Origin of the sequence: Rhodococcus sp. 06-418-5, assembly GCF_002258285.1 — a bacterium.
GTDB lineage: Bacteria > Actinomycetota > Actinomycetes > Mycobacteriales > Mycobacteriaceae > Rhodococcoides.
This window is the reverse complement of sequence record NZ_NOYE01000014.1, coordinates 135,987-156,647: the sequence shown is the minus strand read 5'-3', so window position 1 is coordinate 156,647 and position 20,661 is coordinate 135,987. Positions and strand designations below refer to the sequence as shown.

Annotated in this window: 26 protein-coding genes and 2 pseudogenes; 14 read left to right on the top strand and 14 right to left on the bottom strand. The window is 63.4% G+C overall.

What is annotated here, in order from left to right; all coding sequences use genetic code 11:
* Positions 1-125: 125 nt before the first annotated feature.
* Positions 126-824 carry a GntR family transcriptional regulator gene (locus CH274_RS10700; protein ID WP_094657558.1) on the bottom strand — a complete coding sequence of 233 codons (699 nt, stop codon included), beginning with the start codon at positions 822-824 and terminating at the stop codon, positions 126-128.
* A gap of 140 nt (positions 825-964) precedes the next feature.
* Here CH274_RS10700 and CH274_RS10695 point away from each other — a divergent pair, with 140 nt between their 5' ends.
* From CH274_RS10695 to CH274_RS10685, 3 genes are read left to right on the top strand one after another with little or no spacing between them, the layout of a single operon-like run.
* Positions 965-1,891 (top strand): isocitrate lyase/PEP mutase family protein, encoded by a 927-nt coding sequence (locus CH274_RS10695; protein ID WP_256993539.1) that lies wholly within the window; start codon positions 965-967, stop codon positions 1,889-1,891.
* A 35-nt stretch (positions 1,892-1,926) separates the two neighbouring features.
* Positions 1,927-3,378 carry an MmgE/PrpD family protein gene (locus CH274_RS10690; RefSeq protein WP_094657409.1) on the top strand — a complete coding sequence of 484 codons (1,452 nt, stop codon included), beginning with the start codon at positions 1,927-1,929 and terminating at the stop codon, positions 3,376-3,378.
* A gap of 44 nt (positions 3,379-3,422) precedes the next feature.
* A complete protein-coding gene (locus CH274_RS10685; protein WP_094657408.1) occupies positions 3,423-5,039 on the top strand; it encodes an AMP-binding protein in 1,617 nt (538 codons plus the stop codon).
* A gap of 27 nt (positions 5,040-5,066) precedes the next feature.
* Here CH274_RS10685 and CH274_RS10680 read toward each other — a convergent pair whose 3' ends face one another.
* Entirely contained in the window at positions 5,067-6,041 is a 975-nt protein-coding gene (locus CH274_RS10680) for an SDR family NAD(P)-dependent oxidoreductase (protein ID WP_094657407.1), read from the bottom strand.
* A gap of 44 nt (positions 6,042-6,085) precedes the next feature.
* Positions 6,086-6,949 (bottom strand): alpha/beta hydrolase family protein, encoded by an 864-nt coding sequence (locus CH274_RS10675; RefSeq protein WP_256993538.1) that lies wholly within the window; start codon positions 6,947-6,949, stop codon positions 6,086-6,088.
* A gap of 173 nt (positions 6,950-7,122) precedes the next feature.
* On the opposite strand from CH274_RS10675, the gene CH274_RS10670 reads away from it, so the two are divergent.
* Positions 7,123-7,737: a TetR/AcrR family transcriptional regulator gene (locus tag CH274_RS10670; RefSeq protein WP_094657405.1), complete on the top strand. Its 615-nt coding sequence runs from the start codon at positions 7,123-7,125 to the stop codon at positions 7,735-7,737.
* Here the strand turns inward: CH274_RS10670 and CH274_RS29660 are convergent.
* Entirely contained in the window at positions 7,707-7,832 is a 126-nt protein-coding gene (locus tag CH274_RS29660) for a hypothetical protein (protein WP_256993537.1), read from the bottom strand. The two genes, CH274_RS10670 and CH274_RS29660, sit on opposite strands and share 31 nt — an antisense overlap.
* An 85-nt stretch (positions 7,833-7,917) precedes the next feature.
* Here CH274_RS29660 and CH274_RS10665 point away from each other — a divergent pair, with 85 nt between their 5' ends.
* A complete protein-coding gene (locus tag CH274_RS10665) occupies positions 7,918-8,181 on the top strand; it encodes a winged helix-turn-helix transcriptional regulator (protein ID WP_094657404.1) in 264 nt (87 codons plus the stop codon).
* A gap of 16 nt (positions 8,182-8,197) precedes the next feature.
* On the opposite strand, the gene CH274_RS10660 is transcribed toward CH274_RS10665, so the two are convergent.
* Positions 8,198-9,046, bottom strand: coding sequence for a helix-turn-helix domain-containing protein (locus tag CH274_RS10660; RefSeq protein ID WP_094657403.1), 849 nt, complete (start codon positions 9,044-9,046; stop codon positions 8,198-8,200).
* A 150-nt stretch (positions 9,047-9,196) separates the two neighbouring features.
* On the opposite strand from CH274_RS10660, the gene CH274_RS10655 reads away from it, so the two are divergent.
* From CH274_RS10655 to CH274_RS10645, 4 genes and pseudogenes are all read left to right on the top strand, one after another.
* Positions 9,197-9,976, top strand: coding sequence for an SDR family NAD(P)-dependent oxidoreductase (locus tag CH274_RS10655; protein WP_094657557.1), 780 nt, complete (start codon positions 9,197-9,199; stop codon positions 9,974-9,976).
* Positions 9,977-10,024: 48 nt separating this feature from the next.
* Positions 10,025-10,534 (top strand): annotated as a pseudogene (locus CH274_RS29980) (NAD(P)-dependent oxidoreductase); the annotation flags it as partial.
* A gap of 39 nt (positions 10,535-10,573) precedes the next feature.
* Complete coding sequence (locus CH274_RS29975; RefSeq protein WP_373453925.1) at positions 10,574-10,933, top strand: NAD-binding protein; 360 nt, start codon at positions 10,574-10,576, stop codon at positions 10,931-10,933.
* A gap of 487 nt (positions 10,934-11,420) precedes the next feature.
* On the top strand, positions 11,421-12,110 hold the full coding sequence (locus CH274_RS10645; protein WP_094657401.1) for an aspartate/glutamate racemase family protein: 690 nt from the start codon (positions 11,421-11,423) through the stop codon (positions 12,108-12,110).
* A 238-nt stretch (positions 12,111-12,348) separates the two neighbouring features.
* Here CH274_RS10645 and CH274_RS10640 read toward each other — a convergent pair whose 3' ends face one another.
* Positions 12,349-12,624, bottom strand: a complete 276-nt coding sequence (locus CH274_RS10640; protein WP_094657400.1) for a WhiB family transcriptional regulator — start codon at positions 12,622-12,624, stop codon at positions 12,349-12,351.
* Positions 12,625-12,776: 152 nt separating this feature from the next.
* Here CH274_RS10640 and CH274_RS29970 point away from each other — a divergent pair, with 152 nt between their 5' ends.
* Entirely contained in the window at positions 12,777-13,061 is a 285-nt protein-coding gene (locus CH274_RS29970) for a TetR family transcriptional regulator C-terminal domain-containing protein (RefSeq protein WP_373453921.1), read from the top strand.
* A 38-nt stretch (positions 13,062-13,099) separates the two neighbouring features.
* Here CH274_RS29970 and CH274_RS10630 read toward each other — a convergent pair whose 3' ends face one another.
* From CH274_RS10630 to CH274_RS10615, 4 genes are read right to left on the bottom strand one after another with little or no spacing between them, the layout of a single operon-like run.
* Positions 13,100-13,549: a preprotein translocase gene (locus tag CH274_RS10630; protein WP_094657398.1), complete on the bottom strand. Its 450-nt coding sequence runs from the start codon at positions 13,547-13,549 to the stop codon at positions 13,100-13,102.
* Entirely contained in the window at positions 13,537-14,370 is an 834-nt protein-coding gene (gene tatC, locus CH274_RS10625) for a twin-arginine translocase subunit TatC (RefSeq protein WP_256993536.1), read from the bottom strand. Before tatC ends, CH274_RS10630 begins: the two co-directional genes overlap by 13 nt.
* A complete protein-coding gene (locus tag CH274_RS10620; RefSeq protein WP_094657396.1) occupies positions 14,367-14,582 on the bottom strand; it encodes a twin-arginine translocase TatA/TatE family subunit in 216 nt (71 codons plus the stop codon). The genes tatC and CH274_RS10620 overlap by 4 nt, the downstream gene beginning before the upstream one ends.
* A 31-nt stretch (positions 14,583-14,613) precedes the next feature.
* The gene (locus CH274_RS10615) at positions 14,614-15,600 is read right to left on the bottom strand and encodes an intradiol ring-cleavage dioxygenase (RefSeq protein WP_094657395.1); all 987 of its coding nucleotides are present in this window, start codon (positions 15,598-15,600) and stop codon (positions 14,614-14,616) included.
* A gap of 177 nt (positions 15,601-15,777) precedes the next feature.
* Between CH274_RS10615 and CH274_RS10610 the strand changes: the two genes are divergently transcribed.
* A complete protein-coding gene (locus tag CH274_RS10610) occupies positions 15,778-16,806 on the top strand; it encodes an ABC transporter substrate-binding protein (protein WP_094657394.1) in 1,029 nt (342 codons plus the stop codon).
* A 100-nt stretch (positions 16,807-16,906) separates the two neighbouring features.
* Positions 16,907-17,197, top strand: coding sequence for a hypothetical protein (locus CH274_RS10605; protein ID WP_052049756.1), 291 nt, complete (start codon positions 16,907-16,909; stop codon positions 17,195-17,197).
* Between the two features lie 6 nt (positions 17,198-17,203).
* Here the strand turns inward: CH274_RS10605 and CH274_RS10600 are convergent, their stop codons facing one another.
* The 4 genes and pseudogenes from CH274_RS10600 to CH274_RS10590 form a co-directional block, all read right to left on the bottom strand.
* Positions 17,204-17,698, bottom strand: a complete 495-nt coding sequence (locus tag CH274_RS10600) for a DinB family protein (protein WP_256993535.1) — start codon at positions 17,696-17,698, stop codon at positions 17,204-17,206.
* A 128-nt stretch (positions 17,699-17,826) separates the two neighbouring features.
* Entirely contained in the window at positions 17,827-18,075 is a 249-nt protein-coding gene (locus CH274_RS29655) for a hypothetical protein (RefSeq protein ID WP_256993562.1), read from the bottom strand.
* Between the two features lie 56 nt (positions 18,076-18,131).
* Positions 18,132-18,446 (bottom strand): annotated as a pseudogene (locus CH274_RS29650) (class I SAM-dependent methyltransferase); the annotation flags it as partial.
* Positions 18,447-18,542: 96 nt separating this feature from the next.
* Positions 18,543-19,643: a GGDEF domain-containing protein gene (locus CH274_RS10590; RefSeq protein WP_256993534.1), complete on the bottom strand. Its 1,101-nt coding sequence runs from the start codon at positions 19,641-19,643 to the stop codon at positions 18,543-18,545.
* On the opposite strand from CH274_RS10590, the gene CH274_RS10585 reads away from it, so the two are divergent.
* Both CH274_RS10585 and CH274_RS28870 read left to right on the top strand, forming a co-directional pair.
* A complete protein-coding gene (locus CH274_RS10585) occupies positions 19,612-20,046 on the top strand; it encodes a hypothetical protein (RefSeq protein ID WP_094657555.1) in 435 nt (144 codons plus the stop codon). The genes CH274_RS10590 and CH274_RS10585 overlap by 32 nt on opposite strands.
* A gap of 191 nt (positions 20,047-20,237) precedes the next feature.
* On the top strand, positions 20,238-20,564 hold the full coding sequence (locus CH274_RS28870; RefSeq protein ID WP_045200446.1) for a hypothetical protein: 327 nt from the start codon (positions 20,238-20,240) through the stop codon (positions 20,562-20,564).
* Positions 20,565-20,661 lie beyond the last annotated feature (97 nt).

The following is a 20,661-nucleotide window of genomic DNA, read 5'->3' as shown; positions in this document are numbered from 1 at the left end:
GGATTGGTCGATGGGATCGCGCTGAGGAAATCCCCCCGAATCTCCATTGTGTGCAATCGGCTCTATTGGAGGCCGTCGTCCACGCGAACGCCGGGTACTGCAGGGGGTGAGCTGGGCTCAATGTTCTACGGGTTCATGTCCGAGTCCGCAATGGATGGGAGATGGGCCGCCGAGCGAAGCATCACCGCTCGGGCACTGCGGATGTGCGAGGTCATCACCGCAGCGGCCCAGATGGCGTCACCCGCGCGAATGGCGTCGACGATTTCGACGTGTCCTGCGAGGCTGCGTTGCAAGGATTCGGCGTCGTATGCATGAAAGTTACGCAGCACGATGGGTGCACGGATTGCGCCGGCGAGTGCCGTCGCAAATGCAGGGCTTGCTGCGATGTCGATGAGGCGATCGTGAAAGGACCGGTTCAACGGTACGAGTGCGTCGAGGTCCTGGCCGGCCCCCGGAGTGCCGATCTTCACCATGGACCGAGCCAAGTCGTCCAATTCCGCGATGTCGGACTCCGTTGCCCGAGCTGCCGCCAATCCGGTCATCTTCGGTTCCAGTGTCGACCGCAATTCGAAGACGCTGTCCAATTCGGCAGTGGAAAAGCTGATGACCCGGGCGCCGCGGTTGGGCGAGAGGTCGATCAGGCCCTCCGCAGCCAACTGCCGCAGGGCCTCCCTGACCGGTGTCCTGCTGACGCCCAATAGTTCTGCAAGCTCCACCTCTCCCAGCCTCGCCCCCGGCGCGAGTTCTCCGCTGAAGACCAGGTCACGTATCGCGGTCAGAGCCCGTGTGGTCGATGTCGATGCCGATGTCCTGGAACGTCCCACGGGTCCGACCTCCGTCTGTCTCAATGTGTACAAAACCAATCATTTCACTTGCAAAGCTCGTCAAATATTCGATCTGAGGGTAACGTTGTATGCAATCCAGCCGAACGTCCCAACATTCTCCTCTACCGAAAGGTCCCCTCGTGAAGGATCTGCCAGCTTTCCACGACACACACCCCGCACGGCGTCTACGCGCAGCACTGGCCGATGTGTCGAGTACAGGACCGATCATCGCACCAGGTGCCTACGACGCCTTGTCGGCACGGCTGATCGAACAGGCTGGCTTCGGGGCCGTGTACCTGACCGGATTCGGTGCAACAGCATCCCTGCTCGGTATGCCGGATATCGGTTTGCTCACCGGTACCGAGATGGCCGATCAGGCTCGACGGCTCGTGACTGCCGTCGGCCTGCCCGTCATTGCCGACGCCGACACCGGATACGGAAACGCCATCAATGTCGCTCGCACGGTTGCGCTGTACGAACAGGCAGGCGTTGCAGGCATCCAACTCGAAGACCAGGTCGCTCCCAAGAAGTGCGGTCACATGAGTGGCAAAGCCATTGTTCCCGTCGAGGAAATGGTCGGCAAAATACACGCCGCCGTCGACGCCCGAAAGCAGGCCGACACGGTTCTGATCGCCCGGACCGACGCGATCGCAGTCGACGGAATCGACGCAGCCATCGAACGTGCTCACCTCTACCGCGCTGCCGGTGCCGATGTGCTGTTCGTCGAAGCACCCACCAGTGAAACCGACATCGAGAAGCTGGCCGGCTCACTAGCGTCGGACATGCCTCTGGTCTTCAACTGGGCCGAGGGCGGCCGGACGCCGGGTATCGGTCTGGATCGAATCCGAGAGCTCGGGTTCGCCCTTGTGCTGTACCCGATAGCGACACTGTTGGCTGCTACATCGGCACTGCAGGCAGTGCTGGCCGACATTCGCGAGCACGGCACACCGTCGGCATCGCTGCCGTCCATGCCCAGTTTCGATGACTTCACCGACACCGTCGGTCTGCCCGAGATCCTCCGACTCGAGAAGCGTTACACGCCAGAGCTTTCCAGCACAGCTGTATAGAACCCCCCATCATCGACGGTAGAAAGAGGACAAGCGTGAGCACGACGCCCGACCTTGCTGAAAATTCCGAGCCGGCAACCGAGCCCGAAGGCCCGACCGGTCTGTTGTCGACTTGGCTGGCGAACACCACACTGGCGGACATCCCGGTACACGTCCTCGAACGCGCAAAACACCTGATGCTCGACGGTGTTGCCTGTGCGTTGGTGGGGGCACAGCTTCCCGTTTCGCGGCTGGGCGTGGAAGCGATCACCCGTCTCGACGATTCCGGCAGCGCGTTCGTCATCGGCTGGGGCGGACTGACCACGAGTCCACCATCCGCGGCATTGTTGAACTCCAGCTTCATTCAAGGTTTCGAGCTCGACGACTTCCACCCGGCCGCGCCCTTGCACAGCAATGCCGTTGTGCTGCCCGCCCTGTTCGCGAGCATTCCCCCCGGAACATCGATCACCGGGGCTCGGCTACTGCTCGGTGCGGTGTTGGGATACGAGGTGGGTCCGAGAGTCGGCCTGGCGCTGCACGGTCAGGAAATGCTGACCAGAGGATGGCATTCGGGTGCTGTCTTCGGTCCGCACGCTGCCGCTGCCGCGGCCGGAACGCTGTACGGCCTGGATGCTGCGGGTTTCGAGGATGCTCTGGGGATGGCCGCAACCCAATCGAGTGGACTGATGTCGGCGCAGTTCGAGTCCATGGTCAAACGCATGCAGCACGGGTTCGCTGCCCGCAACGGACTGACGGCTGCAGCCCTCGCCGCCTCGGGATACGTCGGAATCAAGCGGGTCTACGAACGTGAGTACGGCGGTTTTCTGGCGGTGTTCGGCGAAGGGCACCAACCCGATTCGGCTCGAATCGGCGACAAGCTGGGCGAATTCTGGGAAACCGAACGCATCGCAGTCAAGCCGTACGCCGCAATGGGTGCGCTGCACGGTGCCATCGAAGCTGCCCTGTATCTACGTAGCCATAGTTCCCTCGAGGCCGGGGACATCGCGCACATCGACATCTCGGTGTCGGCGGCCGCCTATCACCATGGCGGTTGGGCGGCGACCCGACCGATCGAAACCATCGGTGCGCAAATGAATTTGGCCTACACCGTCGCGGTGGCGATACTCGACGGCGCCGTTCTGCTCGAACAGTTCACGGACGCAAAGCTGGAATCGGACGACGTGTGGGCGCTGATCGACCGGACCGATATGCGCCACGACAAGGACTTCGACGCGTTGCCCGCCGACGAGTGGCTCACCACCGAACTGAAAATCACGCTGAACGACGGAACCGTTCTCGACAAGCGTGTCACGCACCCGCACGGTACCGGCGATGTCCCGTTGACCAACGACGAGATCGTGCAGAAGTACCGGACATTGACACAGCCGATCCTCGACGACGACCGGCGCTCGGCAATCGAACGAGCCGTGCTCGCTCTGGACACTCTGGACGATTCCAAGGAATTGACCGACCTGCTCATTCCGAACGTAGCTCGCGCGTTGCACTGACAGCCACACACTTCACATCCACGGCACACCGAAGAAGGGTCGACATGTCCGGGCTCGATACGCCTCTTACTCCGCTCCGCTTTCTCGCTCGCGCGTCCGCTGTGCATCCGACCAAGGTTGCTGTCATCGACGGCTCGAGACGATGGACGTACGCCGCACTCGCACGCGATGTGCAACGACTTGCGAAAGCGTTGCGCAAGTCCGGTATTCGACCAGGGGATCGGGTGGCGTATCTGGCCTCGAACAGCGCCGAGATGCTGTGTGCACATTTTGCGGTTCCACTGGCAGGTGGAGTGCTCGTGGCGATCAACACCAGATTGGCGGCCGGTGAGATCGAGTACATCTGCGATCACGCAGAGGCCTCGATCCTCGTTGCTGATGCTCTCCTGTTGCACGGGAATGACTTGTCCTCGACGACCAGTACGGTACGCGAGGTCGTCGAAACTCCGGGATACGAGGGACAGTACGAGCACATCCCAGGGACGATCACCTACGATGCGCTCCTCGATCGCGGTGCCGACCAGGATGACATCGAGTGGCAGGTCGACGACGAAAACGCAGTCATCGCAATCAATTACACCTCCGGCACGACCGGCAGGCCGAAGGGCGTGATGTACACACATCGCGGGGCCTACCTCAATGCTCTCGGAGAACTGCATCACCAACGGTTCGGAGTCGACACGAGGTACCTCTGGACGCTGCCGATGTTTCACTGCAACGGGTGGTGCTCCACCTGGGCTGTCACGGCCGCGTCGGGCACCCACGTCTGTCTGCGGGCCGTGCGCGGTGACGCGATCTGGGAACTCATCGATTCCGAGCGCATCGACCATCTGGCAGGCGCGCCGACCGTACTGTCGCTGCTCGTCGCGGCACGGCAGGCCCACCATCTCGACAGTCCGCTGACGGTGGTGACCGCAGGTGCTCCGCCGAGTCCCACGACCATCGGTGCCGTCCGCGATCTCGGTGCCACCCTGGTGCACGTCTACGGACTGACGGAAACCTACGGACCCTATTCGGTCTGCGAGGACAAGCCCGAGTGGGCCGAACTCCCGGCGGAGGAACAGTCCAGATTGATGGCGCGCCAGGGTGTCGGACTTCTCACCGCAGACGATCTCCGCGTGGTGCGCAAGGGACTCAACGCCGACGGGCGACTCACCGATGTCGTTCCCGACGGTGTGGAGATGGGCGAGATCGTCATGAGCGGAAACAACGTGATGAAGGGCTATTACCGCGACGCCCCGGGAACCGAGTCCGCCTTCGAAGGAGGTTGGTTCCATTCCGGTGACCTGGGAGTGATGCACCCCGACGGGTACGTCCAACTGCTCGATCGGGCCAAGGACGTTGTCATCTCCGGGGGAGAGAACATCTCCAGCATCGAAGTGGAACAAGCGCTCATGAGCCATCCCGCTGTCGCCGATGTCGCAGTGGTGGGCGTACCCGACGAGAAATGGGGTGAGACCCCCAAGGCATTCGTGGTGCTTGCACCCGGGTCACGCAGCAGTGCAACTGAATTGATCTCCCACGTCCGTACGGCGATCGCGTCGTACAAGGCACCCCAGACAATCGAATTCATGGACGAGTTGCCGAAGACGTCCACCGGCAAGACTCGCAAGAACGAACTTCGCGGAGCATCAAGCGATATCGAGGTTCCTCTCCACTAGGGGAATGGCGGCTGCACGCCCACGAGTTCAGGACAGGAGCTGTTCGCTGAGCCTCCAGAGCCGAAGGGCGTCCTCGGGGTCGAGCATTGCCGAGTTGGCGTCGGAGGGGACGTTGTCTGCAGTCAGTGGCCGCACGTCGTCGTCGATGATCGCGACGTCGCTGTCTTTGAGGTACACGCCGCCGATCCCGTCCAGGAGTGGGCTCGTGGCGCCGAAGACCAGATTCGCTGCCCCCTGCTCGATGGTCTTCTTACCGTTGGCAGGGTCGATGATCGTCGCACCGTCCTCGTCGACGAGCCCCTGCGCACGATAGGAGGCGAGACGGTTCGGATCCTGGGGGCCGGGGCCGATGATGACCCCGGGGTGTGCAGCGAAAGCGCGAATGCCGTTGTCGGCGTAGCGGCGGTCGAGTTCGACGGTGAACAGGACGTTGGCGCGTTTGGATTGCCCGTAGGCGGCACCGGGGTTGTAATCCTCGGAGAAGGCGAGGTCGTCCCAGCGGATCTCACCGAACCGAGCTGCTCCCGAGGTGACGTTCACGACCCGCGCCCCGTCCGCCTGCCCGAGGGCCGGCAGAAGTGCCCGGGTGAGCTGAAAATGACCCAGGTGCGAGGTCGAGAAGGAGATCTCGTTGCCACGGGAATCGAGGCGGAGCTCCGGAGTGTTCAGCACGGCCGCATTGTTCACGAGGGCGTGAAGCGGACGGCTCGAGCTGATCCAGCGATCGGCGAAAGCGTCCACCGAGGCGGGGTCGGTGAGATCGAGCGTCTCGACCCGGACTCCGGGAATGTCGGCCACGGCTGCAGCCGCTTTGTCGACGTCGCGCGATGCGACGGTGACGGATGCCCCGGCAGAGGCGAGGGCTCGGGTGACTTCGCGGCCGAGGCGGCTGTGCCCGCCGGTGACGATCATGTTCCGGCCGGTCAGGTCGACGCCGGCGAGGACGTCGGAGGTAGTTGACGCTGCGGTGAATCCGGTGCCGATGGGGTGCTGGTCGTTCATTGTGATGATGCGGCCCTTCTGCTTTCGATGTCGGATGGGGTTGGCTATTTGGAGTCGATGTGCCCGACGGGCTCGGCTGGCGTGGCGTCCATCTCGGACCACGCGGCCCCGTCGATGCCGAGGGCGGTCCGCAGGAAGGCGGTCGTCGTGCGTCGCACGAGATCGACTCTCTCCGGGCTCTCGTCGGTCGTGGCAGTCGAGGAGTAATCCTGGATGCCACCGAGACTGTGCTCACCACCGTGCAAGGTGACGAGATGACGCGCTCCAGGGCTCAGGTGGTACACGTCGGTGAACCAGTCGGGGCCCCGGGTGGAGAGTGCCGACTGATCATGGTCGCCGGCGACGACGATCGACGGGGTATCGAGCCGAGTGAAGTCCGGGCTCATGAACGCGAAGTTCTCCTGCGCGAAGGGGGCGAGATCGCCGCGGGCAATCCCAGTGGTGGACAACAACACCCCTGCCTTCACCCGCTTGTCGGTGCGGTCCTCGCCCGGTTGTCCATCGGCATCGAGCACTCGGGCCCCGAGCAGCATGCCGACGGACTGACCACCCCACGAGTGTCCTGCGGCCGCGAGACGGTCCGTGTCGACCCGTCCGGGCAGACCGGGCACGGCGGCGAAGATGGTCTCCAGCTCGTCGATCACCTGTCCGAGGTCATCGATACGGGTGCGCCAGATGGTCGGATACCGCGGGTCGACGGGAGGCAGGCCGAAGGCCACGGAGTCGAGGAAGGCGGGTTGGACGACGACGAACCCGGCTGCCGTCCAGTAATCCACGAGCGGGTCCGCGGCGGTCATGGACTGGCCGAACCCGTGCGCGAACACGATCACGGGCAGGTCCGTCCCCGTGGTCGGTGCGGTGATCCGCACCTGAATGTCCATACCGCGGGCCGGGGCCGGCAGCGTCACCGGGCGAACGCTGATGACCTGAGAAGTTGTTTCAAGGGGAGACACGAGGAGCCTTTCACTGAGGATGTGATCGAAACGGATCACTGTTCCGAACAATACGGAACAGTGATTCGTTTTACAAGTGGAACGGATCGTCGTTCCGTTTGTGTCCGTCCGTGTGGGATGATCGAGGAATGACGACGTCCGGTGCTCAACCCGATGCGCCCCGGCGCCGTGACGTCGAACGGAACCAGCGGTCACTGCTCGACGCGGCCGCGCACGTGTTCACCTCATCCGGCGTCAACGCCCCTGTTCGAGAAGTCGCCGCGGCCGCCGGGGTGGGCGTGGCCACTCTCTACCGGCACTTTCCGACGAGATCCGATCTCGTCGTGGCGGTCTACCGCCGTCAGATCGACGCATTGGCAGAAGCTGGTCCCGTCCTGCTCGGCACGGAGGAAACCCCGTTTGCCGCGACGTTGAGCTGGGTGCACGGATTCGTCGATTTCCTCGGCACCAAGCATGGCCTTGCGCACGTCTGGGAAGGCGACGCAGCAGGCTTCACCGCGCTCCACGCCCTGTTCGTGGAGCGACTCGTCCCCGTCCTCGCCGAGCTTCTGCAGGCGGCCCGGGAAGCAGGCGAAGTGGTCGCGGACGTCACGCCCTATCAACTGTTCCGGGCAATCGGCGACCTCGTCGCGTTCAGCCCCAACGACCCGGACTACGACGTCCGACGGATGGTCACGCTTCTGGTCACCGGTCTGAAACTGACGCAACCTCTCTACTCGACCGGCGCGGCGGACGTCGTCTGAGAGACGTCGCCCTCGGCATTGATCCCTCGAAGGAGCGTCTCGAGTTCACGCTCGCCTTCGGGCGTAGGCGCGCCCCGCTCCAAGCTGCTGCTCACGAGACGTACCGTGGCTGGCTGGGATCAACGCCGACCACTCGCGCTCCTCGCTCTGGTATCCCGCCGCCATGCCGGAGCACACCACATGAGGCCGTTCAGCGAGATCAAGAGGGGTTCGGCGGGAGTGACACAGCGCGTGCTGACCCAGTCGCTTCGTCGTCTCGAACGCGACGGGATGATCGAGAAGCATGTGTTGCCGACATCGCCCGTTGGCGTCGAGTGCAGAATTTCCGAGTTGGGTGAATCGCTTCGTGCGCCGTTCGGCTATCTCTACGACTGGACGGTGACTCATTCCGCCACGATTCAGGCGAACCAACGTGCCTACGATGCCTCGCATCAGCCTCGCTGATCGGGGCCTTGCACGGCTACCGATCGCGGCTCTGCGGAGCTGGAACGGAGTAGGACGCAAGCAGTGACAACTTGTCCGCGCTGGCACTGCCCGCATCGGGGTGGAACACGGCGAGGACGAGGTTCTCTGTCGTATCGCCGAGTACCAGCTTCTCTCGGTTGAGGGTGAGTGTTCCGACGAGAGGATGGTCCATGGTGATCGGCCAGCTCTGCCGGGGTTGAACGTCGTTTCGTGCCCACACCTGGCGAAACCGATCGCTCTCGAGCGAGAGCTCGCCGACCAACTCGATAACCCGCGCGTCGTTCGTGTCGCCGCCGACCGAGCGTCGGAAGCCTGCGACGAGGCGAGCCGTCGTGTCCTCCCAGTCCGAGTACAGAGCCTGTTCGTCGGCATCGAGAAACACCGATCGAAGTCGGTTCTCGCCGACCGCGAGACGAGGAGAAAGTGCGGTGGCAAGCGGGTTCACCGCGAGCACGTCGAAATATCGGCCCTCGACGAATGCGGGTAATCCCAACGTGGACAGCAGCTTCCGGATTCCTTCGGGAACCGTTTCGCGTTGCGGTCGACGACGACGCCGACGGTCGGGCGAACTCTCGGTGAGACCGAGAAGGTAGGCGGTGCCGACCGGGTCGAGGCCGAACACCCGAGCCAGCGCTTCGAGAATCTCCGGTGACGGATTCCGATCCCGTCCCTGTTCGAGACGAAGGTAGTAGTCGGCACTGATGTCTGCCAGCAACGCCACTTCGGATCGGCGCAACCCCGGAACGCGCCGGTTGCTCCCGCCCGACAAACCCACCTGATCCGGCCGCACACGCGCTCGCTGAGCACGCAGAAAGTCCCCGAGCATATTTTCCCGCGCAGACATGAAACGAAGTGTAGATCGCATCGACGGCACTGCTCGTGTCCCTGCGGGGACCACTGTCGACGGGGTGTACCCATCACGTCGACACGAGGACCACTGTTGGTGACAGATCGAGAAAAGCCGCACGGCGGCGTGCGAGACGAGGAGCGAACGATGAGTGGTTTGGCCGTAGTGACAGGGGCGTCGTCCGGGATCGGCCGCGAGTACGCCCGCCGTTTGGCGTCGACCGGAGTGAACCTGATCGCCGTCGGGCGTCGAAGGGAACGGCTCGAGGAGCTCGCGACGGAATTCCCTGACGTCAGCGTGCAGCCTGTAGTCGCGGACCTCTCGATGCGCGACGGCATCGAAACGGTGATCGATGCGGTTGCAGCTCAGCCGGTTACGATGCTGATCAACAACGCCGGCGTCGCTCACTACAAAGCGTTTATCGACTTGCCGAGAGAGCAAGCGGAGGAGCTGGTCGGTGTGAAAGTATTCGCACCGACGCTGCTGACCAATGCGATTGCACCGCACATGGTCGCGCGAAATGCGGGGCAGATCGTCAACGTCGCCGGCATGATCGCCTTCAGCGGCCCGGCCAGCCTCGAAGAGGTACCGCTGCGGCGCGCTGTGTACGCATCGAGTCTTGCGTACGCCGTTGCGTTCTCGCAGACCCTGCATGCAGAACTGTCTCCCCATGGGATTCATGTGCAGGTGTTGCTTCCGGGTGTGGTTGCCACCGAGTTCCACGAACGTCAAGGCATGGATCTGAGCGCCGCCCCGCGGATGAGCGCTGCCGATGTGGTCACCGCGAGCCTGCGTGGACTGGAGCTCGGCGAGATCGTGACCGCTCCCGGTGTGGAACAGGACAACCTGCTGCACAGCGTGTTCACGGCGGACCTCGTTGCCTTCGGCGCACAGGCGCCGGAGCTGGCGACGCGCTACCGCGAGTAGATGATGTGTCGTCTGTACTGACCGCACGCCCATCGCAACCGAGGAGAATGGATGTCGACTCAGTCGAATGACGAACCACGGCAGCGCCTTACGGCGGCGTCACCACGCGTAGGCTTCATCGGCCTCGGTGATCAAGGCCTGCCGATGGCCACCGCCGTTGCCGAGAGCGGCCTCGATCTGCATGTCTGGGCCAGGCGTCCTGCCTCGCTGGCGGGGCTGTTCGGAGTGCCGCACACCGTGCACCACTCGGTCGCCGAGCTTGCTGCTGTCGTCGATCTCGTTGCGTTCTGCGTCGGCACCGACGACGACGTGATTCAGATCGTCGAACGCGACATCCTGCCGCACTTGCGCCGCGGCGGGATCGTCGTCAACCACGGCACCGGAACTCCGATGAACGCGGTGCGCCTCACGCAGATGTGCGCCCCATTCGGTGTGCAGGCACTCGACGCTCCTGTCAGTGGTGGGCGCCCGGCTGCCGAAAGCCGCACTCTCACAGTTCTCGTCGGCGGATCCGAGGCAGTGGTTGATGTCGCTCGTCCGGTGTTCGAGTCCTATGCGACGCACGTGGTCGGCGTCGGCGAGACCGGTACCGGTCAGATGGCCAAACTCGTCAACAACGCATTGCTGATGCTCAACCAAGCCGCCATAGCCGACGTGCTCGAACTGGCCGCTCTCGCTGGTCTCGACACCTCCCATCTCGTCGACGTCCTTCGCCTGGGATCCGCCGACAGCCGTGCGCTGCAGCTGATGAACACCATGGTCAACCCCGACACCGTAGAGCACCTCACACAGGTGGAGGCGCTGGACATGCACTTGTTCGATCGAGCCATGCGCGATGCAGGCGTGTCTGCCCGGCCGACCACCGAACGCGGATTGTCCGGAGCGCATCGGCTTCCCGCGGTCATCGGACGCCTCAACTCGACTCAGACACAGCCGAATCCGTGTGCGGTGGACTGACCAGAATTCCGCGCGTGACGGCTCGACCTCTGCTACGAAGCCTCCCGCTCCACCGGGCGTTCGCCGCCGATATCTAGCGTAAAGAGCGAAACATGCACGACAAGATCGGCCGGTCTCCGAATCACCGTCGTTCCACTCCGACTCCCAGACAGCCGATCCCGGTGTCGGCGAGGCCAAGGCCCGGTCGGTCAACCGATCGACAAGTTGATCGAGGCTGTCGATCAGAATCTCGGAACGCTCGTCGAGCACACGATCGGGCACCTCTGCCACAACGACGGACTCGTTCGCGCTCACGCGTGACACTGTAGAGCTGGACACGGACGAAAGCGCGGTGCTCGCCTCACGTATGGTGCATTCGACGGTGGCCGGCGTGCATTACTACAGCTGCAGTTTCTATCAGATCGGAACTACATCGGTCTGCCAGCTCGTTGCACGCCACCCGCTGTCCAATTCGTCGACTATCAACTTCCGGAGGAGGTAGGAGTTCATGCGCACACTGGGTCTTATCGGCGGCATGAGTTGGGTCAGCACCGCCGAGTACTATCGGCTGATCAACGAGATCACTGCGAACCGACTGGGCGGGCTGCACTCCGCTAGTGTTGTCCTCGAATCTGTCGACTTTGCCGAGATCGAGCGACTCAAACTGAACGGTTCCTGGGCGGAGGTAGGATCGCGCTTGGCTCACGCGGCAGTACGACTCGAAGCCGCTGGCGCTGACGCAATCGTGTTGTGCACCAACACCATGCACTACGTTGCCTCGATGATCGAGGATGCAACTGACGTGCCTTTCCTTCACATCGCCGACACCGCGGCACAATCGGTAGCCCGCACCGAATTGACGCGAGTGGGACTGTTGGCAACCGCGTTCACGATGGAGGAGCACTTCTATCGCGAACGTTTCGCGGCCCACGGGGTCGAGATACTGACACCGTGTGCCGCAGACCGGGCAGACATCAGCAGAATCATCTACGAGGAACTGTGCCACAACGTCATTCGCCCAGACTCACGTCGGATCTATCTGGACGTCGTGAATCGCCTGACAGACGACGGTTGCGAAGGAATTATCCTGGGGTGCACCGAGATTGAACTCCTCGTCACACAAGCGGACTTCGATATACCGACGTTCCCTACCACCCGGCTCCATGCGGAAGCTGCGGTGGACTTCGCATTGAACTAACTATCGCTCGGAGGAGTGGCCCGATCAGATCACGGTGCAAGTCGTGCAGAGCTCACACTCCCGTAACTACGTCGGGTTACCCCTTGCATTCTGCCGACTGCGTCAGGCGGCGATGCCGACTCACTTCGGGATAGCAGGTTTGCAGAGATCGTCGTTGCCCCCAAGTGGTGTGTCGAGCTGAATTCGATTCTCTGCCAGGGGCAATGGCAGTCTCTCGTGCTGACAGACACTTCGGTTGTCAATAGTTGGCCGCCTGGTCCAGGCGTGAGCCGCGGCTCCTTCGCCGGTCTGCCTCGCTCGTTCCACCCCATACGCCCCATTCTTCGGATCGTCGGAGAGCGTGTTCATAGCAGTCGAATTTTACCGGGCAATCTCGGCAGATCGCTTTTGCAGTGGATTCCCGCCGAAGCCGATCGCCCCGGGTCTCTTGATCGTGAGGGAAGAACAGTTCGGGTCCGTAGAATCTGCACAGGCCGTCTTTCCGCCAACTCCACGCTTCTGCTGGGTCCGTCATCTGGCTACGGTGTTGGGAGGCCGGCACGCTCGATCAGAAGTGGTGCAACATGAACGGCCGAGTATCCGTCAGCAATCGGCGCGCGCTTTCCTCGCGATAGCTGTCTTCCCCTCAACTAGGTAGATGAGACCTAAGCAGTTGGAATCAAAGCCTTGCCTTCAAGCCTGGGGGTTTCGGACGCGAGTGCTCGTGATGAACTGCTTGCAGCATTCGAGCGATGGAAACAAGCACTTCGAAGCGGGCTAGAATCGATGCAGGCCCGAGGCGAACTCGATGGACGAGCTGACTTGGACGAGTTGTCCGACGTACTCCTGACCGCCCTGCACGGTGGATCGCAGCTATCCGTCACGCTGGGCCGAATCGAGCCCATGCGGGCCGCCCTCCGGGGTGCGCTCCACTACGTGGAGTCTTTTGCTGTTGTCGCTCGCACCGAATGACATCTCGATCGATCGACGAGTACACACAATGAGAACTATTACCCGCCTGGCACAGTGGCGTGTACTGCCGGCGTCGGCTGTGCGGCGATGCGACGTGGATCGTTCTCGGGTAGTGAGTCGATGAGGATGCGTAGTGGATGCGACGCCGGTCCGGCGATCAGATATTTCTGCCCGGGTTGCACTCGGCCGGCCTCAGCGAGGACCTCGTCGGGCCACTCGGTACTCGGGGCGACGTCGGTCTCGCGTAGTGCGTCGGCGACGATGCGTCGCGGGTCGTACTGGCGCACGTCCATCGTTTCCCATCGGCTGCGGCGCAGCGGAACGCCCATCTCGTCTTCCGCTGCAATGCGAGTGGTGTCGACGAAATGTCGAACGGAGCGCACGGCCCGTCCGAGCTGTTGGGCGTATCCGGGGAGGCGCGAGGGGCCGAGGACGAACCCGGCGATGATCGCTACCAGAAACAGCTTTTCGAAGGTCAATCCGAACATGATGTGAGCTCCGGTTTCGAGGGTGTGAGGGTGCGTCCGGCGGCTCGCCTGTCGTGTACCTCGGTGATCACAATGGCCGCGCCGAACAGGGTCGCCATCGGTAACGCGACCAGGAACATGGACAGGACGTCGGCAGCGGGAGTGACCAGCGCGCTGAACAACGCAATGCCGACGACACTGAGCCGCCAGCTGCTGCGCAGTTTGTGCGCGGACAGGATGCCGAGGCAGTTGAGCATCACCAGCAATGCCGGTAGGACGAAGGCGATACCGGTCGCCAACACGATCTTCATGACGAAATCCACATAGTACGAGGCGTTGAGTATGGTGCTGTCCTCGTCGGAGGAGAAGCCGGCAAGGACGCTGACCATGCGCGGGAAGATGGTGAAGCCGAACACGCACCCGGCCACGAACAGTGGGGCCGCAGCGGCGGAGAATCCGTACACGTACTTCTTTTCCCGACGCGTCAAACCGGGTGTGAGGTAGGCGAACAGCTCACGTAACCAGACCGGACTCGACACGATGACGCCGGTGAACAGAGCGATTCTCAGTTCGAGATCAAAAGCGCCCGTGACAGTTTCGAAGTTGAGGCTGGCTGCACGCGAGAGGGCGAGTTCCTCCACGGGTGCGCGGAGGATGTCGAGAATCTGATCGGAGAGAGCGAACCCGATCGCTATGCCGACGAGCAGGGACACCGCTGCGCGGATCGCGCGGCGACGTGCCTCGCGCACATGTCCGGCCAGCGGCATGGTCCCCCGCGGAGCGGTAGCCCGCGCGGCAGTGCCCCGTACGGCAGTGCCCCGTACGGCAGTGGCCGTGATCACGACGCGTGTCGGTACGGAACTGTGGCGGACGAAGTGTCGGCAACCGCGTCATCTCGGGGTGTCGCGTTCTTGTCATCGCGCACTTCGTCCTTGAGGATGCGCAGCGATTGGCCGACGCCCTTGGCGAGTGACGGGAGTTTGGTCGAGCCGAACACGAGCAGCAGGATGGCGAGAACGATGAGGGCGTGCCATCCGGTGAGGTTGTGCAACATGGTGATTCCTTCGGTTGTGGGGTAGGTGCGATCAGTTGGTGGGTGCGGTACCGGCGGCGGGTGGACCGCCGGCGGGGGGAGTGCCGTCGCCCATCGGAGGCTGACCGCCACCTCCGCCGCCTGCAGTGGGTTCGGTGGTGGTGTCGATGGCTACCGCCAACGATCCGACGTAGCCGGAAGTGGGGTCGCCGGAGAATGTCCCCATCTCGAGGTCGTAGCCGTCGCCGAAGACGTTGTCGTTGTCGAGGCTGCCGAGCTGGGCCAGGTTCTTCGCGGAGTTCGGATAGGTGTCGAGCTGGTAGATCGCGTCGAGCATGTCCTGAGGGAAGGCGACCTGCGAGGTGGCAATGGCGTTGTCCGCGTTGGTTGCCGACGCCGCGTCGGGATAGACCTCGAAGTGCATGTGGGTCCATCGACCGGAATAGCAGCCGGGGACGATGGTCTCGAACGTGACTGTGCCGTCGGCGTTTGCCGCTTGAATGCCGCGCAGATACGTCTCGTCCTCGACGCCCTCGGAGTACATCGAATACAGGCCGGCGGCATCGCACTGCCACACGTACACGGCCGCACCCTCGAACGGTCGATTGTCGTTCGCCATATCGGTGAGTGTGAAGGTGAACGACAGTGGCGTTCCCTCGACTGCGGTTCCGCCGTCGAGGCTGGAGGTGATGTCGTTACGCACGATCCCTGACTCTTCGAGAACATTGACGCCGTTGGTGCCGTCGGCCGGGTAGGGGCCGTTGGTCTCCTGGGGGATTTCACTCGTTGCGCTCGCGGTAGCCGTCGTGGAAGCTGCTGTGGTGGTGCTGCTTCCAGCGTTCGAGGTGGTAGAGCAGGCGGCCAATGCGAATGCCCCGGCCCCGGCACCGACGATGCTGAGCACGCGGCGGCGAGTGATCAGGGTGGTGATGTCGAATCCGGCACCCTGGTCGACAACCTCCTCGGCGGGGCGATCGAGCAGCCGTCCCTCGTAGATGGGCCCGGCAGAAGTGTTGGTGGGCTCTGGAATTCGGGTCATCGTCGGATCTCCTCTGAGATGGCATCGGTGTTTTCGGTAAAGCCAATACTCTGGGATGTTCCGGTGAGGACGCTGAACCCTCGCTGCAAGGTTCCTGTGAGCCCGGGGCGGTCGGTTTTGCCAGAAGAGATAGCTAAGGCTAACCTACAAATACGATCTCCGAGGTACAGGACTTTCATGACTCATCGCGCAACTTCCCGCTTCGCTGCAGTGCTCACCGCGGTGGTGGCCGCGTCCATCGCGCTCGCCGGCTGCAGTTCGTCCGACACCGCCGAGGCTCCGGCCGATGCGGCGGCGACCGGCTCTTTTCCTCTGACCGTGCAGCACATGTACGGCGAGACCACCCTCGACGCAGTGCCGCAACGAGTGGCTACCTGGGGATTCGGTACCACCGACGCGGTACTCGCCCTCGGCGTCGTGCCGGTGGCCATGCCCTCCGCCGAATACGGTGGCGGTGACGATCTGATCTACCCGTGGATCTCCGATGCGATCGATGCGAGTGGCGGGCCTGCACCGATTCTGCTCGACAATGTCACCAACGCCCTGACGGTCGAGAAGGTGCTCGCCGCCGACCCCGATGTGCTGCTGGCCCCGCACTCCGGCCTGACGCAGGCCGAATACGACGCGGTGACCGACGCTGGAATCCCCGTCATCGCCCCACCCGAAGAGCTGTGGTCGACGCCGTGGCGCGATGTCATCACCACCACCGGAGATGTGCTCGGCGTTCCGGATCGGGCCCGCGATCTGGTGTCCGATCTTGACCGGCAGGTGAGTGACGCAGGTGCGCGGCATCCCGAATTCGACGGCCGATCGATCGCATACGTGTCCGAGGCTGCCGACGTGTACTACCTACTGCTGCCGTCGGACCCCCGAGTGGAGCTGCTCGGGAATCTCGGCTTCGTTTCGCCTGCATCGGTGACCGACCTCGCGACCGATGACGCCACCTACTCGACCACAGTCTCGGCAGAGAACATCTCGAAAATCGACGCCGACGTGGTGTTCACTCAGGTCGACACCGACGACGCCCTGCAGCAATTCGTCGATTCGCCTGTGTCACGGCAGATTCCGGCAGTCTCCGCAGGCGCAGTAGCAGGATTCGTCGGCCAGGAAGCCGGAGCTGCAGTAGGCCCGACTGCGTTGTCGATTCCGTACTTCCTGCCGACTCTGGTCGACGGTCTCGCGGCCGCTGTGAACACCGCCCGCTGACGACGATGGGCAATGGTGGACGGCATTCGGACGAGCCCGGAGGCATCTGCGCGCGAGTAGTCTGACCGCGACGACATCGGTCGACTCCGGGAGTGCACTCATGACCTCACGCTTGCCCGACGTATTCAGCCCGTCTGCCGTGCAGTACGGCGAGACCGTCAGAGTGGACGACCGCACGACCATTCTGCCGGTATCGCGTCGATCGGCTCGGGGAGCAGAGACCGCGGTGGGGGTGTTCACCATCACGGACGGCACGGCGGTGTGGACCCCAGCCGTCGATACCGGCCGCATCCAACTGATCGGGGTGCTCACCGGCCTCGTTGCTGCGACATTGGGATGTGCTGCGGTCCTGAGGCGGCCGCCGTGGCCGACCGTCACCATCGATCGTTGACCCAGGTCACGCCCGACGGAGGACGTCGCGGGTGAGCTCGAGCTGGCCGAGATGCTGGGCCAACTCGCGCACCAGGTGCGTCAACACCCATTCCGGTGTTGCGGTTGCGAGCTCCGGGCGGGTGGTACCCATGACGGTTCGATCGCGAATCCCCTCGCGTACTGCGATATTCACCCACTCGGGCAGACGCGACCGAACCTCGTCGACCCGCGTGATCAGATCGTCGATTCGGCCTGTGGCAGTGAACTCGGCGGCGCGATCCCGCGGGATCTTCAGACCGGCGATCACCGAACCTGCCCAGTACTCGATCACGGCCACGCAGTGGAACACGATGGCGTACGGACTGTTGGCACCCGGCAGGTCCGGCTTCGTGTTGGCCGGCTCGTCTCCCAGGTCCCGCAGGATCTCCGTCATCGACGACAGGCTCGCGCCCGTGATCGCCAGAAAGGCGTCAGCGACACGGCTTTCGGCGTCGTCCTGCTGCGAGGTCACCACGGGCACGGCTCGCAGTCGTCGAGCAAACAGCCGTACGGATCACTTCCCGGTTCGCCGTGCATCACCGGACCGTACACCCGATCGCCTGCCTTTGTGCCTTGGCCCGGCCGACAGACACCGCTACGAACGTGGGATCAGATTCGACGCGTGACCCGAACCACCGCATCGCGCAACGTCTTCGAGTGCACACCCGTGCCACCGACCGTTCTGGAACGTTCGAGTGCGGTGTCGATGCGCCACGAGGAGGCGTCGAACAGGGCGGTGATGTCTGTCGCGGTGACAGTGGCCTCGTGCGGTGGCTGCTCGTCGTCCCCGTGTGAGTGTCGATGCCCGCCGTCGTGCAGATGGCCGACGATGAGCAGCGAACCGCCCGTGCCACCCATTGCGCAATGTGTCGATAGAAGTCCAACTGCGGAATCGACGGATGCGCGTAGTGGGTCGTCACCAGATCCCATCGGTGGGTCGGGTTCCAGGTCGTGAGGTCGGCTTCGATCCAGGTGACGTCGACCCCCGCTGACCGCGCCTGCTTGGCGGCGGCGTCGAGGGCAGTGGCGGAGATGTCGGCACCGGTGACTCGCCAGCCCTGCTCGGCGAGCCAGATCGCTTCTGCTCCGGCACCACAGCCTGCGTCGAGCGCGGTACCGGGCGTCGATCCGGCCGTCTCTTGCACGAGATACGGATTCGCCGCGACGGTGCGGGATGTTCGGTCATCCCAATGGTGCTCCCAGTACTCCTTGTCGAATGCGTGCGTCATGTGCTGAGTCCTCTCCCGGTGGTGTTCCGGGATCAGAGTGACAGCCCGTGGATAGATATGGCAAGTATGTTTGCCGTATCAGCAAGTTGCGCCGAGTCAGAAAGGTGCGTCGGTGATCATTCGATTTCGGCCTGCGCGCTTCGCCTGAAACATCAGTGCGTCAGCTCTGTCGAGTGTGCTGCGAAGACCTTCGTTCGGTCGCTGGAGCGTGTACCCGGCCGAGAACGTCACCCCCGATGACGTGGTGGCGGCGGCAAGAGCCTCGAGTGATCGAAGAGCACCACGACGATCGCAATTGCGCAGAGTGATCACGAATTCCTCTCCGCCCCATCGAGCCAGGAGTCCATCGACGCCGATGCACCCGCGGGCAGCCGACGCGAAGTCGCGGAGCAACGCGTCGCCTGCGGCGTGGCCGAAGTGGTCGTTGAACTGCTTGAAATGGTCCAGATCGAGAACCGCGACGACTGTGTCGACCGAATCGTCGTCGACGAGGGACACCGCGTGATCCGACCAGCCGCGACGGTTGAGTGCCCCGGTCAGTTGATCCGTTCGGGACGCGAGCAGGATGCCGTCCTCGACCTCTTTCCGTTCGGTGATATCGAGAGCGGCACCGAGCGTCCACTCGGCATCGGACGGACCGGTGAAAGGGACCAGAGTCAGCAGAACCCAGCGAATCTCCTCGTTCGGTAGGACGAACCTCACCTCGACCTTCACGGGTTCGTCCGCGGCCGTTCCAGCGGCCATCAGGTCCTCGACGCTGCCGTGGAGCGGGAGGTCGTCCGGGTGAGTATGCACCGTCGCGGATCGACCTATCAGTTCCGAGGAGGACAAGCCGACGAGTTCGCAGTAGGCCGCATTGACGTCGACGAAGAGCCCATCGGCGTCGGAGAGAGCCTGCGCCACGGGGCTGGAGGCGAACATGCGCCGGTACCAGTGATCCTCCACGACGCAACGACCCGCTTTCTCCCCCTCCCGGATGGGGAGTGTAGTTGAGGTCTGCCCCAGCCCTGTGGCGCATTCGGCTGCCTGCAGCTCCGTCCGGCCGACTCGTGCGGGAACTGTCGCCGGTAAGCGGCAGATTGGCACGAATGTACGACTTTCGGGAACCGTGTGCGCCTGCGCGCCGTCCAAGGGGTTGGGGTGGCCGGCCGACGATGGGGTCTCGATGACGACGAACTGGCGAGAAGTGACGAGCATCGAGTGCCAACAGGATTTCGACGACCTGCTCGACGTCTGTATCGACATCGCCGCCGAACGGATCAGCGAGAACTGGGGGCTGCACCCGGTGGCCGTCGTCAACGACCGTTCCGGCGGGCAGCGAGTGCTCGCGCCGCAGCAGCCACTGGGAGACGTGGAGTCGCACGCGGCGATGCACGAGCAACTCGTCCGCGATCTGCGCGCCGTCGCCGATGACCTGCGGTCGTACGCCATCGTCTCCGACGCCACCGGCGAGGAGGCGTCGGGCACCTATCTCGAGGTCCTGCTCGAACACCGCAAATATGCGATGCGGATACTCGTCCCGTACCTGATGCCCGACGCCACGACCTTCGATCTGGGTCCGACGAAAGCTTCGGTGGGGCAACGACTTCTGTGGCCCTGATCGCTCTGCACACGCGCGCGCGTTCGCCGAATGCGCGCGATATCGTGCCCGGATCGGTGGCGAATCCGAACGCGTCCGACAAGTGCGCGCGCGTGTGCGAAACCGGGGGCGTCGGCCTCCTCCAGGGGATTGGCACTCTCACCCGCCGAGTGCCAAAATGGAGGCACATTCTCACTCGAAAGGAGTCCGCAGTGACCGTCACCTCTCCCCACTTCGATACACGTGATTCGGACGACGACATGCCACCGAAGTGGTGGAACCGGCGCATTCGTACCCGCGCGCAGGTGACCGAATATGCCGTCATGTTCGGTGCGATGTCGATCGTCTCGTTCTGGGCCGCGGGCCTGGGCATCGCAGCAGGATTGATTGCCGTCGCCTCTGCTCTGTGGGCCGATCGCAGCCCCGACCTCTCCGGCCCGCGCGCCGATCGCAGTGACACCGCGCTGGCCATCGGAACCGGAATTCTCGGCATCGTCATCGGCGTGGGCTTCGTCGCGATGGTGTTGCCGTACTGGTGATGGAGCGACTTCGTCGCACGTGAGCGGAACTTCGTAGTCCACTACGAATTACCGTTCACGACCGAAGCGCCTTCCTCGAGGCCGGTCGACCGCACTG

What these genes read in the sequence shown, in the direction of transcription:
- CH274_RS10640 (WP_094657400.1), bottom strand. Translation starts at nt 12,624, where the DNA reads ATGACGGACCCAGCAGAAGCGTGGAGTTGGCGGAAAGACGGCCTGTGC.
- CH274_RS29655 (WP_256993562.1), bottom strand. Translation starts at nt 18,075, where the DNA reads ATGGGTGGCACGGGCGGTTCGCTGCTCATCGTCGGCCATCTGCACGAC.
- CH274_RS10615 (WP_094657395.1), bottom strand. Translation starts at nt 15,600, where the DNA reads ATGACCCGAATTCCAGAGCCCACCAACACTTCTGCCGGGCCCATCTAC.
- CH274_RS10590 (WP_256993534.1), bottom strand. Translation starts at nt 19,643, where the DNA reads ATGCTCGTCACTTCTCGCCAGTTCGTCGTCATCGAGACCCCATCGTCG.
- CH274_RS10685 (WP_094657408.1), top strand. Translation starts at nt 3,423, where the DNA reads ATGTCCGGGCTCGATACGCCTCTTACTCCGCTCCGCTTTCTCGCTCGC.
- CH274_RS10630 (WP_094657398.1), bottom strand. Translation starts at nt 13,549, where the DNA reads ATGTTCGGATTGACCTTCGAAAAGCTGTTTCTGGTAGCGATCATCGCC.
- CH274_RS10610 (WP_094657394.1), top strand. Translation starts at nt 15,778, where the DNA reads ATGACTCATCGCGCAACTTCCCGCTTCGCTGCAGTGCTCACCGCGGTG.
- CH274_RS10585 (WP_094657555.1), top strand. Translation starts at nt 19,612, where the DNA reads ATGACGACGAACTGGCGAGAAGTGACGAGCATCGAGTGCCAACAGGAT.
- CH274_RS10605 (WP_052049756.1), top strand. Translation starts at nt 16,907, where the DNA reads ATGACCTCACGCTTGCCCGACGTATTCAGCCCGTCTGCCGTGCAGTAC.
- CH274_RS29975 (WP_373453925.1), top strand. Translation starts at nt 10,574, where the DNA reads ATGGCCAAACTCGTCAACAACGCATTGCTGATGCTCAACCAAGCCGCC.
- CH274_RS10620 (WP_094657396.1), bottom strand. Translation starts at nt 14,582, where the DNA reads ATGTTGCACAACCTCACCGGATGGCACGCCCTCATCGTTCTCGCCATC.
- CH274_RS10670 (WP_094657405.1), top strand. Translation starts at nt 7,123, where the DNA reads ATGACGACGTCCGGTGCTCAACCCGATGCGCCCCGGCGCCGTGACGTC.
- CH274_RS10655 (WP_094657557.1), top strand. Translation starts at nt 9,197, where the DNA reads ATGAGTGGTTTGGCCGTAGTGACAGGGGCGTCGTCCGGGATCGGCCGC.
- CH274_RS10660 (WP_094657403.1), bottom strand. Translation starts at nt 9,046, where the DNA reads ATGTCTGCGCGGGAAAATATGCTCGGGGACTTTCTGCGTGCTCAGCGA.
- CH274_RS10645 (WP_094657401.1), top strand. Translation starts at nt 11,421, where the DNA reads ATGCGCACACTGGGTCTTATCGGCGGCATGAGTTGGGTCAGCACCGCC.
- CH274_RS10680 (WP_094657407.1), bottom strand. Translation starts at nt 6,041, where the DNA reads ATGAACGACCAGCACCCCATCGGCACCGGATTCACCGCAGCGTCAACT.
- CH274_RS10665 (WP_094657404.1), top strand. Translation starts at nt 7,918, where the DNA reads ATGAGGCCGTTCAGCGAGATCAAGAGGGGTTCGGCGGGAGTGACACAG.